Origin of the sequence: Anaeromyxobacter sp. Red801 (genome assembly GCF_049201065.2) — a bacterium.
Classification (GTDB): domain Bacteria; phylum Myxococcota; class Myxococcia; order Myxococcales; family Anaeromyxobacteraceae; genus Anaeromyxobacter.
On sequence record NZ_CM181236.1, the window covers coordinates 4,794,088 to 4,808,792 of the forward strand.

The 14,705-nt window shown below is 75.2% G+C and carries 12 protein-coding genes; 3 read left to right on the forward strand and 9 right to left on the reverse strand.

Annotation, left to right across the window (positions count from 1 at the left end; translation table 11 throughout):
* Positions 1-64: 64 nt before the first annotated feature.
* Positions 65-1,489, reverse strand: coding sequence for a type I glutamate--ammonia ligase (glnA, locus tag ACOQFB_RS22060; RefSeq protein ID WP_015935410.1), 1,425 nt, complete (start codon positions 1,487-1,489; stop codon positions 65-67).
* 256 nt (positions 1,490-1,745) lie between these two features.
* On the opposite strand from glnA, the gene ACOQFB_RS22065 reads away from it, so the two are divergent.
* A complete protein-coding gene (locus ACOQFB_RS22065) occupies positions 1,746-2,303 on the forward strand; it encodes a hypothetical protein (protein ID WP_059437333.1) in 558 nt (185 codons plus the stop codon).
* Between the two features lie 60 nt (positions 2,304-2,363).
* Here ACOQFB_RS22065 and ACOQFB_RS22070 read toward each other — a convergent pair whose 3' ends face one another.
* The 3 genes from ACOQFB_RS22070 to ACOQFB_RS22080 all read right to left on the reverse strand — a co-directional run bounded on the left by ACOQFB_RS22070 (position 2,364) and on the right by ACOQFB_RS22080 (position 5,383).
* Positions 2,364-3,800, reverse strand: coding sequence for a sigma-54-dependent transcriptional regulator (locus tag ACOQFB_RS22070; protein ID WP_059437332.1), 1,437 nt, complete (start codon positions 3,798-3,800; stop codon positions 2,364-2,366).
* Between the two features lie 95 nt (positions 3,801-3,895).
* Positions 3,896-4,954, reverse strand: coding sequence for a two-component system sensor histidine kinase NtrB (locus tag ACOQFB_RS22075; RefSeq protein ID WP_421609536.1), 1,059 nt, complete (start codon positions 4,952-4,954; stop codon positions 3,896-3,898).
* Between the two features lie 75 nt (positions 4,955-5,029).
* Positions 5,030-5,383 (reverse strand): P-II family nitrogen regulator, encoded by a 354-nt coding sequence (locus ACOQFB_RS22080; RefSeq protein ID WP_012528333.1) that lies wholly within the window; start codon positions 5,381-5,383, stop codon positions 5,030-5,032.
* Between the two features lie 339 nt (positions 5,384-5,722).
* On the opposite strand from ACOQFB_RS22080, the gene ACOQFB_RS22085 reads away from it, so the two are divergent.
* Together ACOQFB_RS22085 and ACOQFB_RS22090 are read left to right on the forward strand one after the other, a co-directional pair.
* Positions 5,723-6,796 carry an alpha/beta fold hydrolase gene (locus tag ACOQFB_RS22085; protein WP_059437330.1) on the forward strand — a complete coding sequence of 358 codons (1,074 nt, stop codon included), beginning with the start codon at positions 5,723-5,725 and terminating at the stop codon, positions 6,794-6,796.
* A gap of 48 nt (positions 6,797-6,844) precedes the next feature.
* Positions 6,845-8,260: a sensor histidine kinase gene (locus ACOQFB_RS22090; RefSeq protein WP_059437329.1), complete on the forward strand. Its 1,416-nt coding sequence runs from the start codon at positions 6,845-6,847 to the stop codon at positions 8,258-8,260.
* Here ACOQFB_RS22090 and ACOQFB_RS22095 read toward each other — a convergent pair.
* The 5 genes from ACOQFB_RS22095 to ftsH all read right to left on the reverse strand — a co-directional run bounded on the left by ACOQFB_RS22095 (position 8,257) and on the right by ftsH (position 14,677).
* Positions 8,257-8,766, reverse strand: a complete 510-nt coding sequence (locus ACOQFB_RS22095; protein ID WP_494492369.1) for a GDYXXLXY domain-containing protein — start codon at positions 8,764-8,766, stop codon at positions 8,257-8,259. The two genes, ACOQFB_RS22090 and ACOQFB_RS22095, sit on opposite strands and share 4 nt — an antisense overlap.
* On the reverse strand, positions 8,763-10,082 hold the full coding sequence (locus tag ACOQFB_RS22100; RefSeq protein WP_059437327.1) for a DUF2157 domain-containing protein: 1,320 nt from the start codon (positions 10,080-10,082) through the stop codon (positions 8,763-8,765). Before ACOQFB_RS22100 ends, ACOQFB_RS22095 begins: the two co-directional genes overlap by 4 nt.
* 76 nt (positions 10,083-10,158) lie before the next feature.
* Entirely contained in the window at positions 10,159-10,944 is a 786-nt protein-coding gene (locus ACOQFB_RS22105) for a PilZ domain-containing protein (RefSeq protein WP_237757887.1), read from the reverse strand.
* 262 nt (positions 10,945-11,206) lie between these two features.
* Positions 11,207-12,601, reverse strand: coding sequence for a phospholipase D-like domain-containing protein (locus ACOQFB_RS22110; protein WP_059437337.1), 1,395 nt, complete (start codon positions 12,599-12,601; stop codon positions 11,207-11,209).
* A gap of 222 nt (positions 12,602-12,823) precedes the next feature.
* Positions 12,824-14,677 (reverse strand): ATP-dependent zinc metalloprotease FtsH, encoded by a 1,854-nt coding sequence (ftsH, locus tag ACOQFB_RS22115; RefSeq protein ID WP_059437325.1) that lies wholly within the window; start codon positions 14,675-14,677, stop codon positions 12,824-12,826.
* Between the last annotated feature and the right edge of the window lie 28 nt (positions 14,678-14,705).

Sequence of the window (14,705 nt, forward strand, 5' to 3'; positions counted from 1 at the left end):
CGCGCAAACGAAGGGCGGCCGCCCTCGCGGACGGCCGCCCGGTGCTGCCGGACCTCGGTCGCGCCTAGATGTCGAAGTACAGCGCGAACTCCATCGGGCTCGGGCGCATGCGGACCGGGGTGATCTCCTTGTCGTACTTGTACTGGATCCAGGTCTCGATCACGTCCTCGGTGAAGACGTCGCCCTTCAGCAGGAACTTGTGGTCCTTGCGGAGGCACTCGAGCGCCTCGTCGAGCGAGCCCGGCATCTTCGGGATGTCCTTCAGCTCCTCCGGCGACATGCCGTAGATGTCCTTGTCGAGCGGCTGGCCCGGGTTGATCTTGTTCTCGATGCCGTCGAGGCCGGCCATCAGCATGGCCGCGAACGCCAGGTAGCCGTTGCAGGCCGGGTCGGGCGAGCGGAACTCGATGCGCTTCGCCTTGGGCGACGGCGAGTACATCGGGATGCGGATCGACGCGGAGCGGTTGCGGGCCGAGTAGGCCAGGTTCACCGGCGCCTCGAACCCGGGCACGAGCCGCTTGTAGCTGTTCGTGGACGGGTTGCAGAGCGCGGCGAGCGCCGGCCCGTGCTTGAGGATGCCGCCGATGTAGTACATCGCCATCTCGGACAGGCCCGCGTAGCCGTCGCCCGCGAACAGCGGCTTGCCGGCCTTCCAGATCGACTGGTGCACGTGCATGCCGGAGCCGTTGTCGCCGTAGAGCGGCTTCGGCATGAAGGTCACGGTCTTGCCGTGCCGGCGCGCCACGTTCTTGATGATGTACTTGAACCACTGGAGGTTGTCGGCGCACTTCACCAGCGAGTCGAAGCGGATGTCGATCTCGGCCTGGCCGGCGGTGGCGACCTCGTGGTGCTGCCGCTCCACGTGGATGCCGACCGACTCCATCACCCGGCACATCTCGGTGCGCAGGTCCTGCTGCGAGTCGGTGGGGCCGACCGGGAAGTAGCCCTCCTTGTAGCGGGGCTTGTAGCCGAGGTTGCCGCCCGGCTCCTCGCGGCCGGTGTTCCACTGCCCCTCGACCGAGTCGAGCTTGTAGAACGCGTGGTTCACGCCGTGGTCGTAGCGGACCTCGTCGAACACGAAGAACTCGGGCTCGGGGCCGAAGAACGCGGTGTCGCCGAGGCCGGTGGACTTCAGGTACTTCTCGGCCTTGATGGCGATGTTGCGCGGGTCGCGCGAGTACGGCTCCTTCGTGATCGGGTCGACCACGTTGCAGATGAGCGAGAGCGTCGGCTCCGCCATGAACGGATCGATCGCGGCCGTGTCCGCGTCGGGGACCACGAGCATGTCGGAGGCGTGGATCGCCTGCCAGCCGCGGATCGACGAGCCGTCGAAGCCGAGGCCGGCCTCGAACACCTCCTCGCTGAGCTCGTAGAGCGGGATCGAGAAGTGCTGCCAGATCCCGACGAAGTCCATGAACTTGAGGTCCACGTAGGTGGCCTTGCGTTCCTTGGCCAGGTCCAGGACCGCCTTCGGGGTGAGTTTCGCCATCGCGAGCATCTCCACGGCCTGCGGGGTTGTTGGCCGGCCCAGTTAGCACGGCTCATGCCACGCCGGCGAGCCGCTGACGCGCCCAGATCCGCGGATCTCCGGCGGGTCGTGACTCAAACCCGGCCACCGGCTGCTCGATTTCCGGGCACCTCGATGGGTGTATGATGCGACAGAAGTCCGCGCGGCATGGCGCCGCGGGGCCGACCCCATGTACGCTTGGCACCCGGCCGGAGCGGCCGGGACCGGGGGAAACGCAGTGAACGCAGCGAATCGCGCCAGCGGCAGCCCGTCCGCGCGCCGCGCCACGCCCCGCCTGCTGGCGGCGCTGGTGCCGCTCGGGACGTTCGTCCTCACCGCCGTGGCGGTGGTGGCCGTGCTCCGCTCGGCCGCCCCGCACCCGCCCGCGCTCGGCCTCTCGGCGTGGGGCGGCCGCCCCGGCGCCGCGCAGCCGCTGCCCGACGGCGCCAGCGTCCGCGCCGGCGCGAGCCTCCACCTCGAGCTCGAGCCGGACGGCCCGTGCCCGCTGTGGGTGGTCGCGGTGGACGCCGCGGGCAACGTGCAGCGGATCCACCCGATCGTCGCGGCGCCGCAGTCGCGCGGCGCGCTCGACGTCGAGGTGCAGGCCTCGCCGGCGCGCGGCCCGCAGCGCTTCTTCGCGGTGTGCGCGCCCGACGGCGGGCTCGACTACGCGCGCGTGCTGGCGGCCGCGGGCGCGGTGGCGCGCGAGGGCGCGAGCGGCCTCCGCGCCGCGCGGGCGCTCGCCGGCCTGCCCGACGGGACCCGGCAGGCGTCGATCCTGGTCGAGGCGATGTAGCGCGGAGGTGCCCGGTTTCCGGGCACCGGCCTGCCCGGGTTCCGGGCAGGCGCGGGGCCGCTAGCGCGGCTTCATCCCGAGCGCGCGCATGCGCTCGCGGAGCGTGTTCCGGTTCATCCCGAGCAGCTCGGCGGCGCGCAGCTGGTTGCCGTGGGTCCGCGCCAGCGCGGCCGCGATGAGCGGCGCCTCGATGGCGGCGATGGCCGCCTGGTAGCGCCCGCCCTCTGGCGGCTCGGCGTCGAGCAGCCCCTCCACGAGGCCGGTGAGCGCGCGCTCGCTGGCGACCGCGGCCGGCACCAGGCTGGCGACGTCGCGCGCGCCCACGCGGTTCCCGGCGAGCTTCAGGAGGGCGCGCTGCAGCACGTTCTGCAGCTCGCGGACGTTGCCGGGCCACGGGTGCGCGAGCAGCACCGCCTCGGCGTCCTTCCCCAGCGCCACCGGCCGCCCCTTCAGCTGCTCGCCGAACTTCGCGACGAAGTGGCGCGCCAGCAGGATCACGTCGCCCTCGCGCTCGCGCAGCGGCGGCAGGCGGATGGGCACCACCGCGAGCCGGTAGTACAGGTCGCGCCGGAAGCGCCCCTCCTCCACCGAGCGCGCCAGGTCGGCGTTGGTGGCGGCGACGATGCGCACGTCCACCGCGAGCGGCCGCGTGCCGCCGACGCGGTCGATCTCGCGCTCCTGCAGCACGCGCAGCAGCTTCGCCTGCAGCTCGATCGGCATCTCGCCGATCTCGTCCAGGAACAGCGTGCCGCCGCTCGCCAGCTCGAACTTGCCGGGCCGCCGCTCCACCGCGCCGGTGAAGGAGCCCTTCTCGTGGCCGTACAGCTCGCTCTCGATGAGATCGCGCGGGATGGCGGCCATGTTCACGGTGACGAACGGGCCGCGCGCGCGGGTGGAGTTGGCGTGGATGGCGCGCGCCACCAGCTCCTTGCCGGTGCCGGACTCGCCCATGAGCAGCACGGTCATCTCCGTCCGCGCCACCCGGCCGATCTCCTTGTAGACCTCGACCATCGCGGCCGACCGGCCGATGAGCGTGTCCGGCAGCGCCACGCCGCCCTCGCGCAGGCGCCCGTCGCCCCGCTCCTCCGCGTGCGCGGCGGGCTCGTCGGCCTGGCCCGGCGGCGGCGCGGCCGAGAGGTCGCGCACGATCCGCTCCACGCGCTCGAGGTCGAACGGCTTGCCGAGGTAGTCGGCGGCGCCGCGCTTCATCGCCTCCACCGCCGAGCGCATGGTGTCCTCGGCGGTCATCACCACGACGAACGGCGAGTCCACCCGCCCGCCGATCTCGCCGAGCAGCTTGAACCCGTCGTCGCCGGGGAGGCGGACGTCGAGCAGCACCAGCCCGACGCCGTCCTTGCCGCCGCCGGCGGCGCGCAGCTTCGTCCGCGCCTCCTCGGCGCTGCCCGCCTCCTCGTACGGCACGCCGGCGCGCTCGCAGGTCCGCGCGAGCACGAAGCGGACCGAGGGCTCGTCGTCGACGATGAGGACCTTTCGCAACGCTCGCTCCTGGCTGTGGGATGCGGATGATCCGCCGATCCGGGTACCTCTTAGCAAGCGCGGGGCCAGCGCGCGGCGCCGCTACGCCGGACGGGCTAGGGGACGTCCAGGGGCAGGTAGACGTTGGCCTCCGCCCCGCCCCCGGCCCGGTTGCGCACCTCGATGCGCCCGCCGTGCGCCTCCACGATGCGCCGCGAGATGGCGAGCCCGAGCCCGGTGCCGTGCGGCTTCGAGGTCGCGAACGGCGTGAACAGCCGCTGCAGCATGGCCTCGGGGATCCCCGGGCCGTCGTCCTGGATGGAGACGCGCGCCAGCGGGCGGGTGCGACCGCTCGCCACGCGCAGCCGCAGCGGGGAGACGGAGGTCTCGATGGTCACCCGCGGCGAGTCGGTGGAGGCGACCGCGTCCACCGCGTTGCGGACGAGGTTCAGCACCACCTGCATGAGCTTCTCCTCGTCGCCCAGCACCGGCGGGAGCGACGGGTCGTAGCGCTCCACGAACGCGATCCGGTCGGCGCCCGGGATGCCTCGCGCGAGCACCAGGGCGTCGCCGAGCACGTCGTGCAGCTCGACCGGCGCCTGCTGCAGCGCCGCCGGGCGGGCGAGGTCGAGGAGCTCGCGCACCAGCCCGTCCACGCGCTTCGCCTCGCGCGCGATCACCGCGGCGTACTCGCGGGCCGGGCCCTCGGCCTCGCGGGCCAGCAGCTCGGCCGAGCCCTGCAGGCCGGCCAGCGGGTTCTTGATCTCGTGGGCCAGGCCGGCGGCGAGCGCCTCGAAGTCGAGCGCGCGGTCGGCGGAGCGCGGGACCCGCAGCACCAGCACCGCCCCGGCGCACACCGCGCCGTCGAGGAGCGGCGTGGCCGTCACCGAGACCGGGAGCGCGCGGTCCTGCGGCGACGGGAACTCGGTCGCCTGCCCCTCGTGCGTGCGCACCGTCCGCTCGGCCACCTTCTCGAGCTGGGCGCCGCCGGGGAGCGCGCGCACCGGCAGCTCCACGCTGCGCTCGCGCGAGCGGCCGAACAGCTCCTCGGCGGCGGGGTTGAGGTGGAGCACCCCGCCGTCGGCGCCGACGATCACGACCGCGTCGGCGAGGGAGTCGATCGCGGCGCGGGAGAGCGCGGCGGAGAGCTGGGCGGGCTGGCCGGTGCGGGACACGGGTGCGGTGGATCGGTCCGCCCCCGGGCGCGGGGGCGGAGGATGGGGCGCCCGCCGGGACGGGCGCCCGGGCGCCTAGAGCGCCTCCTCCCCGCGCTCGCCGGTGCGGATGCGGATGACCTCCTCCACCGGCAGCACGAAGATCTTCCCGTCGCCGATGCGGCCGGTCTTGGCGGCGCGCTCGATGACCTCGACCACCCGGCCGACGAGGCTGTCGGCCACCACCACCTCGACCTTCACCTTGGGCAGGAAGTCCACCACGTACTCGGCGCCGCGGTAGAGCTCGGTGTGACCCTTCTGACGGCCGAAGCCCTTCACCTCGGTGGCGGTGAGGCCGGCGACCCCGACCTCGGAGAGGGCCTGCTTCACCTCGTCCAGCTTGAACGGCTTGATGATGGCCTCGACCTTCTTCACGGCGCACCTCGACATGTAGGAAATGGGTGATCGACGCTACGCCCCGGCGGCTCGGCCGGTCAAGGAGACCGCGCCCCTGCGCCGCGCGCCTTCCCTGCCCGGTCCCGGGGCCCTTCCTGCCTTCGATCCGGTCACGTCCGGACGTCCGATTCGCTTCCCTTCGCGGCGCCCGCCCGGCCGCTGCGCCGGGATGCGCCCGGTGCACCGTCCGTCGGTTCCACGGTCGGGCGATTGCAACGGGTGGGCCACGCTATCGACGGGGCGAGGCGTCCGGCCGCGCCCGGGCGGCTTCGGGTCGCATCGCCGGCCCGGCGCCGCGCGCGCCCGGCCCGCCCGCCGTAGAATGCGCGGCCCATGTCCCTCCCCGTCGTGATCGCGGCCGCCGGGATCCTCCTCGCCGCGACCCTGCTCCACTACGCGTTCTGGTCCTGGCGGCTCGCCGTGCCGCCGGTCGAGGACGAGCTGCTGTCCGTCCCCACCCGCGACGGCTGGACGCTCGGCCTGGGGCGCTGCCGCCCGAGGGTGGCGGCGCGGCGCCCGCCGGTGCTGCTCGTGCACGGCATCGCCATGAACCGGCAGGCCTTCGAGTTCGGCATGGAGCGCTACGCGCTCGCCGCGCACCTGGCGCGGGCCGGCTTCGACTGCTTCTCGCTCGACCACCGCGGCCACGGCGCCTCCCGCCGCGGCCCGGGCGCGCCGCGCCGCTGGAACCTCGACACGTACCTGCGCGAGGACGTGCCCGCCGCGCTCGACGCCATCCGCGCCGCCACCGGCGCCGGGCAGGTGCTCTGGGTCGGCCACAGCCAGGGCGCGCTCATGGGGCTCGCCGCCTGCGAGCGCTACCCCGAGCGCATCGCCGGGATCGTCGCGCTGGCGGCGCCGGCGCACTTCGACGTGCAGGAGCGGCTGAAGAAGCTGGTGCTGCTGCGCTTCACCGTGCTCGGCCGGTTCACCCGGGTGGCGGCGCGGATGCTGGCGCCGTTCGCCGGTCAGTGGCACCCGGCCTGGGCCGACCTCGCCATCAACATGCGGAACGTGGAGCGGCCGGTGTACCGGCGGCTGCTCGCGAACGGGCTCGAGAACCTGGAGCCCGGGGTGCTGGAGCAGTTCGCGACGTTCATCCGCGAGGACTCGTTCCGGTCGATGGACGGCGAGGCGGACTACCGCGCCGGGCTGGAGGGGTGCGCGCAGCCGGCGCTGTTCGTGGCCGCCGAGCGCGACGGGCTCGCGCCGCCCTCGGTGGTGCAGGCGGCCTACCGGCGCTGGGGCGGGCCGAAGCGCTACGTGGTGTTCGAGCGCGACTACGGGCACACCGACCTCCTGCTCGGGCGCGGCGCGCCGGAGCAGGTGTTCCCGGTGGTCCGCGAGTTCCTGCTCGCGCACTCCGGGCCGGCGAGCCTCGCCGCGGCGCTCGAGGAGCGCCGGTAGGGCCTGCGGAGCCGCCCGGGCGGACCGGGATCCGGCTAGGATCTCCTCGTGCGCCTCCGCTTCGCCCTCGCCGCCGCCCTCCCCGCGCTCGTCTCGCTCGCCGCCATGGCGCTCCTCGCCGACCGGCTGGCGCGGCGCGCGCTCGAGGACGAGCTCTCGGCCCGCCTCACCGCGGCGGCGCAGGCGGCGGCCTCGGCCCTGCCGGCGGAGCGGGTGGCGCGGCTCGAGCCGGGGGAGGAGCGCACCCGGACCTACGGCCACGTGCGCGCGCGCCTCGACGTGCTCGCGCGCAGCACCGGCACGCGCCTGTACGTGATCCGGCCGGACCGCACCGCGCTCGCGGACTCCGACGGCCGCACCCGCATCGGCGAGCCGGTGCCGGCGCTGGAGCGCGACCGGCTGGAGATCGCGCAGGCCGCGGCGGGTCGGCCGGTGGCGAGCCAGGTGATGTTCGAGGGCTCGGACGGCCTGCTCTACAAGAGCGGCTACGCGCCGCTCCTCGACGCCTCCGGCAAGGTGGTGGCGGTGGTGGGCGCCGACGGCACCGCCGCCTCGTTCGCGACCTTCCGCCGCTTCCGGCGGCTGCTCGCGACGCTGGCGGTGGCCGGCGCGGTGCTGGGCGCGCTGGTCGCCGCGGGCGCCTCGCTCTCGGTGACCCGCCCGCTCACCCGCCTCGCCGACGGCGCGCGGCGCATCGGGCGCGGCGACCTCGAGACGCCGCTCTGGCCGCGGCGCCGCCGCGACGAGCTGGGCATGCTGCGCGACACGCTGGAGGAGATGCGCAAGGCGCTGCGCGCGCGCGACGAGGAGCGCGAGACCCTGCTCGCCGGCATCGCGCACGAGGTGCGCAACCCGCTCGGCGCGCTCGACCTGTTCGCCGGGATCCTCTCCGAGGAGCTGGAGGGCCGCCCCGAGGCGGCGCACGTGGCGCGCATCCGCTCCGAGCTGGCGGCGCTCTCGAAGGTCGTCGAGGAGTTCCTCGACTACGCCCGGACGCGCCCGCCGGTGCGCGAGGCGGTGGAGCTCGGGGCGCTGGTCGAGGAGGTGGCGGAGATCGCCGCGCCGCTCGCGTCGGAGCGGCAGGTGTCGCTCGGCGTGAAGGGCGCGGGCGAGGCGCGGGCCGACCGCGAGCAGCTCCGGCGCGCGCTCGTGAACCTGGTGCGGAACGCGGTCGAGGCGGCGCCGGCCGCGAGCGAGGTGGAGCTGTCGGCGCGCGCGGCCGGCGGCGAGGCGGTGTTCGAGGTGCGCGACCGCGGGGCGGGGCTGGGGCCGCAGGCGCGGGCCGGCCTGTTCCGCCCGTTCTTCACCACCAAGGAGAAGGGCACCGGGCTCGGGCTCGCGCTCGCGAAGAAGGTCGCGGACGCGCACGGCGGCGCGCTCGCGCTCCTCGACCGCGAGGGCGGCGGGACCGTGGCGCGGCTGGCGGTGCCGCTGGCGCCGCCGGAGCCGCCCGAGCCGCGCTAGCGGCCCACCACCGTCGAGCCGGCGCGCAGCCGGAGCAGCACCACGTTCCCCTCGGCGTCCACCCGCGCGTCCACGAGCGCGGTGCGCCCGGTCTCGCGCATGGCGGCCTCGACCTCGGCGCGCCGCGCCTCGGGGATGTAGAAGCGCTGCGCCGAGGGGATGCGGCAGCCGTCGCCCGCGCGCTCGGCGCGGATGGCGATCCGCTCGGGCTCGGGCGGCGGGCGCTCGCCCAGGCACGCCTCGCCCACCCAGGCCGGCAGGTTGCGCCGGATCACCAGCCAGGCGCCGTCGCCCGGCCCCTGCCACGCCCCGGCGTCGCGCTCGGCGCGCCAGGCGAGCGCGACGTAGTAGCCGGACAGCGGATCGAGCGGGTCCACCGGCATCGACTCCAGCACCACGTCCTCGCCGGCGAGGCGGGCCCGCGCCTGGCGGAACGGGATGGCGGCCAGGATGGCGAGCTGCACCGCGACGACGAGCGCGAGGCGGCCGAAGGCCGGGGAGGTCACGCGGCATGGGTCACCTCCGCGGCGCGGGCGCGCCGGCGCTCGAACGCGATGCCGCCGAGCAGCACCGCCGCGCCGCAGGCGATGAACCCGGCGCCCTTCAGCCACAGGCCGGTCTCGATGGAGATGAACCGGACGAGCGTGAGCGCGCCGGCGACCGCCATGCCCTCCCAGAACGGCGCGCGCCGCAGGCCGGAGAGCCCGCGCACGATGCGCCCGGCCGCGAGGAACGCGAGCGACAGGTTCGCGACGAGCGCGGTGCCGGTGCCGGTCTCGAGCGACATCCCGGCGGCCAGCGCGACCACCGTGGCGCCGATCAGCATCGCCTCGCCGCGCGCGAGCGGGTCCACCTCGGGCCGGCGCAGCCCGGCGGCGAGCGCGGCGATCGCGAAGACCGCGGCGGGCGCGGCGGCGAGCAGCGTGAGCGTCGGCACCGCCCCGCGGAAGCGGAGCTCGTGGGCGAGCTCGGTGAAGGACAGCACCGCGGCGGCCCCGTAGAAGAGCAGCCGGCCGGTGACGCGGAGCGCGCCGGACAGGCGGGCGCCGGTGTCGGAGCGGGCGGCGAGCGGCGCGGCGGCGAGCGGCGTGGCGCAGAGCGCCGCGGCGAGGCACAGCACCGCGACCACCATGCCGCGCTCCTGGCCGGCGCCGTCCAGCGCGGACGCGCCGACGATCGCGAGGCCGAGGGCGGTGAGGACCGCGAGCGCGCGCGAGCGCTCGCGCCAGGCCAGCGCCAGCAGGGCCGCGGCGAGCACCCAGGCGATGGCGAGGCCGGGCCGCGGGTGGTCGTGGGCGAGGCCGGGGCCGGACACCCAGAGCGCGAGCACCGCGCCGAGCAGCAGGTGCGGCAGGCTCGGGTAGGCGACGCCGGCGACGAGCGCGCCCGCCGCGAACGCGGCGAACCCGCCCCACCACACGCCGCTCACGTGGAAGATCTGCGCCACGAGCCCCACGTTCGCGCCGAAGATCACGGTGCCGAGCAGGGTGAGCGCGTGCCCGAGCCGCGGCGCGCGGCCGCGCCAGAGCGCCACCCCGCCGGCGTGGCTCGCCACCATGGCCGCGCCGATGACCGCGAGCTGGAGCGCCGCGCCCATCGACTCCCAGTGCCAGGCGACCAGCGACACCACGCCCGCGCCGACCAGCAGCGCACCGAGCACGTACACCGGCAGGAGGCCCGGCCCCGAGGCCGGCTCGGCCTCGGCCAGCCGGTAGCGCGACCAGAGCGTCGCGGCCGCGTCGGGCGAGACGAGCCCGTCCTGCTGCCACCGCGGGAGCTCCCGGCGAAGCTCCTCGCGGAACCGGCGAGATGCGTGCTCCATGACCCCTCCCTCCGGAGGAGCCTACCAGAGGCGAGGGGGCCCAGGGTGGGGGAGGCAAACCGGGCCGACGCGACCTTCAGCCGCGGGCGTGACCCACGGTGAGCGCGTCGAGCGCGGCGAGGATGAACGGGTCCTCGGGGGACGCGGCCAGGGCGGCCTGCAGCCACTCCACCGCGGAGGCGTCGTGCCCCTCGGCGCTCTCGGCGCGGGCCAGGTCCACGAACGCCTGGGCGCGGCGGCCGCGCAGCGGGCGGTAGCCGGCGCCGTCGGCGGGGCGGTCGCGGGTGGCGCGTGCACCGCCGGTGGAGAGCGTCTCCGCGAGCACCGCCGACCAGCGCCGGTCGGTGGCGCGCGCCGCGCCGGTCTGGACCCAGCCGTGGAGCATGAGCCCCTGCAGCGCGCGGCGCAGCTCGACGGCGCGGACGGCGTGGCGGCCGAACAGCTCGCGCACCGCCAGCGCGTCGCGCGCGGCGCGGAGCACCACCCGCTCGTCGCGGGTGAACACCGGGCAGGGATCCGGGGGCGCGCCGAGCCGCAGCCGCGCGCTGGGGCGGAGCGGCAGCGGGCGGCGGCCGAGCCGCGGGTTCGCGTCGAGCAGCGTGCGGACCTGGCGGGCGCGCTCCTCGCCGCCGGAGCGCGCGAACGCGAAGCCGATCCGCCACGGCGGCGCGGCGGTGTTCCAGGCGACGGTGGCGGTGGCGGCCACGTGGCCGGCGCCGGAGGGGAGCTGCAAGGTCAGGTACGCCGCGGTGCCGAGCCGGAGCGGGACCGGGGACACCACGCGGCAGCCGCCGGCGGCGAAGTCCTCGGCGATGACGTCCCAGCGGCCGTCGCTCGCGGCGAGCACGGCGGGCGCGCTCACCGGCAGGCGCGGGTCCCGTCGATAGTCTACCTGCGGGAACCCTCGCATCCGGCTGGCCACCCCTCCCCCACGCACGCTGCACCCACCCACGCCCACATGCTGCCCCACGACCACGCGACGACCCATCGGGCCAGCCGCAACCCCTCATGCCACGCCGCGCGGTGGCATCGCAACTTCGTGGACGCACGGGTCGCCGCGCCGCCGCGCCCGCCCCGATCCTCCCCGGTCGCTTCCGCCTCGATCTACGGTGGGTGAACGGCCGTCACAGGTACGGGGAGAGCAGCCGCACCACGCCGTCGCGGAGCTTCACCGCGAGCGGACGGCGGTCCACGTCGGCGAGCGTGATCGGCCGCGCCGCCGCCAGCCGGTCCTCGACCAGCCGGTCCACCCGCGCCGCCAGCTCCGGATCGTAGGCCTCCACGTCCAGCTCGAAGTTGAGCCGCAGGCTGCGCGGGTCCCAGTTCGCCGAGCCGACGAGCGACCAGGCGCCGTCCACCACCATGGCCTTGGTGTGGTCGAACGGCGGCGGCGAGCACCAGACGCGGCAGCCGCGGTCCAGCACCTGCCAGAGCTGCGCGGTCTGCGCCCACTGCACCAGCGGCAGGTTCCCGCGCTCCGGCAGCACCACGTCCACCTCGACCCCGCGCATGGCCGCCACGTTGAGCGCGGTGATGAGCGGCGGGTCGGGCAGGAAGTAGGGCGTGACCACCCGCACCCGGCGGCGCGCCGCCGAGAGCGCGCCGAGCAGCAGCCAGCGGATGGCCTCGAAGTCCTCGTCCGGCCCGTCGGCCACGCCGCGCGCCAGCACCGGCCCGGCGGCGGCGAGCGGCGGGAAGAAGGCGTTGCCGTCCAGCGTCTCGCCGGTGGTGAACAGCCAGTCCTCCGCGAACGCCGACTGGAGGTGCGCCACCACCGGGCCCTCGATGCGCACCTGGAGGTCCATGAACGGCGGCGGGCCGCCGGGCCGCGGCAGGAACTCGTCGCGCACGTTCATCCCGCCGGTGAAGCCGACGCGCCCGTCCACCACCAGGATCTTGCGGTGGTTGCGGAGGTTCACGAACGGCAGCCAGGCCGGGGTGAGGCGCGGCAGGAACAGCTCGGTGCGCACGCCCAGCCGGCGCAGGCGCCGGTGGATGGGCGGCCAGCGGTAGCGGACGCCGATGGCGTCCACCAGCACCCGCACCTTCACGCCGCGCTCGTGCGCGCGGGCCAGCGCGTCGGCGAACGCGTCGCCGGCGAGGCCGGTGTCGAAGATGTACGTGCAGAACGTGACCGAGTGGCGGGCCGCGTCGATGGCCTCGAGCATGGCCGGGTAGGCGACGCCGCCGCCGGGCAGGAGCGCGATGGCGTTCCCGGCGACGAGCGGGCGGCGCACCACCGCGTCGGCGAGCGCCACCAGCGGCGCGAGGTGCTCGGCGTCGGGCGGCAGCCGCGGGGGCGGCGGCCGGTCCTCGGCGCGGCTCCGCACGCCGGGCAGGCCGATGGCCTGCGCCCGGCGGCGGATGCGGTTCACGCCGAACAGGAGGTACGCGAGCGCGCCGGCGATGGGCGCGAGCCAGATGAGCCCCACCCAGCCCAGCGCCGCGCGGACGTCGCGCTTGTGCAGCACGGCGTGGCCGGTCGCGGCGAGCGACAGGCCCGTCGCGACCACCAGCACCGCGGCGCTCCACGCGTCCCGGAACACCGGACCAGTGAAGCATCGAACGGACGGCCCGTCGAGGTGCCGGATGCGCGCGCCCTTCGACTCCGTTCGCTCATCCCGAGCGTAGCGCGGCCGAACAGGCCGCGCGGAGTCGAGGGACGCTCAGGGTGAGCGGCCAGATGAAAGCCGCTCATCCCGAGCGTAGCGCGGCGCAAGCCGCGCGGAGTCGAGGGAGGACTAGCCCGCCGCCGTCGCCGCGGCCACCCGCGGCCCGTCGCCCTGCACGCGCCCGAGCAGCGCCTGGAGCTCGTTGCCGGCCAGGGTCTCGCGGGCGAGCAGCTCCGACGCGCCCTGGTCGAGCAGGGCGCGGTTGTCGGTGAGGATGGCGGCGGCGCGCTGGAAGGCGCCCTCCACCAGCTCGCGCACCGCCACGTCGATCTCGCGGGCGGTCGCCTCGGAGTAGAGGCGGCGGGTCCCCAGCTCGCCGAGGTAGCCGTTCGGCTCGGTCTCGTAGGTCACCGGCCCGAGCGCCTCGCCCATGCCGTAGCGGGTCACCATGCTGCGGGCGATCTCGGTGGCCTTGGAGAGGTCGTCGGAGGCGCCGGTGGAGAGGTGGTCGAAGACGAGGTGCTCGGCGGCGCGGCCGCCCAGCAGCACCGCCATCTTGCTCTGCAGCTCCTCGCGCGTCATGAGGTAGCGGTCCTCGGTGGGCCGCTGGATGGTGTAGCCGAGCGCCCCGATGCCGCGGGGGATGATCGAGATCTTGTGCACCGGGTCGGTGCCGCTCAGGCCCGCCGCCACCAGCGCGTGGCCCATCTCGTGGTGCGCCACCACCTCGCGCTCGCGCGGGTTGAGCAGCCGGTTCTTCTTCTCGAGGCCGGCCACGATCCGCTCGACGGCGACGTTGAAGTCCTCCATCGAGATCTTGTCGGCCTGGCGCCGCGTGGCCACCAGCGCGGCCTCGTTCACCAGGTTGGCGAGGTCGGCGCCGGTGAAGCCGGGGGTGAGCGCGGCCACGTCCTCCAGCTTCACGCCCTCGTCGAGCACCACGCGCTGCGTGTGGACCTTCAGGATGGCGAGGCGGCCCACCCGGTCCGGCCGGTCCACCAGCACCTGCCGGTCGAAGCGGCCGGCGCGGAGCAGCGCCGGGTCGAGGATCTCGGGCCGGTTGGTGGCGGCGAGGAGCACGATGCCGGCGGAGGGGTCGAACCCGTCCAGCTCCACCAGCAGCTGGTTCAGCGTCTGCTCCTTCTCGTCGTGGCCGCCGCTCATGCCCGGCATGCTGGCGCGGGCGCGCCCGAGCGCGTCCAGCTCGTCGATGAAGATGATGGCCGGCGCCTTGGCGCGGGCCTGCTCGAACAGGTCGCGCACGCGGGCGGCGCCCACGCCCACGAACATCTCCACGAACTCCGAGCCGGAGATGGAGAAGAACGGGACGCTCGCCTCGCCCGCCACCGCCTTCGCGAGCAGCGTCTTCCCGGTGCCCGGCGGGCCCACCAGCAGCACGCCCTTCGGCATGCGCGCGCCGAGCCGGCCGTAGGACTTCGGGTCCTTGAGGAAGGTGACGATCTCCTTCAGCTCGTCCTTCGCCTCGTCCACCCCGGCCACGTCGGCGAAGGTCGTCTTGGTGTCGGTCTCGACGTAGACCTTGGCCTTCGACTTGCCGATGGACATGAGCCCGCCGCCCGGGCCCGCGCCGAGCTGCTTCGCCATGCGCCGGCTGAGCAGCAGCCACACGCCGAAGAACAGCGCGATGGGCACCACCCAGGACAGGAGCATCGCCACGAAGTCGCTGTCGTAGCGGCCGGCGTAGGTGACGCCGTGCTGGTCCAGCTCCTTCGCCATCTCCGAGTCCACGCGGATCGCGACGAAGCGGGTCTTGCCGTTGAGCGGCTCCTTCAGCTCGCCGGCCACCTGGTCCTGCGACACGGTGACCTTCGCCACCTTGTCCTCGCGGACGAGCTGCTGGAACTGGCTGTAGGGGAGGGTGGCGACGGCCTGGGAGCGGGCCCACCAGTCCTGCACCATGAGGACGCCGAGCGCGGCGAGGAAGATGTAGGCGACGTTGAAGCCGGCGGTCTTCTTGTTCATTGGGTTCACCCGGGCGGCCGCGTGGCCG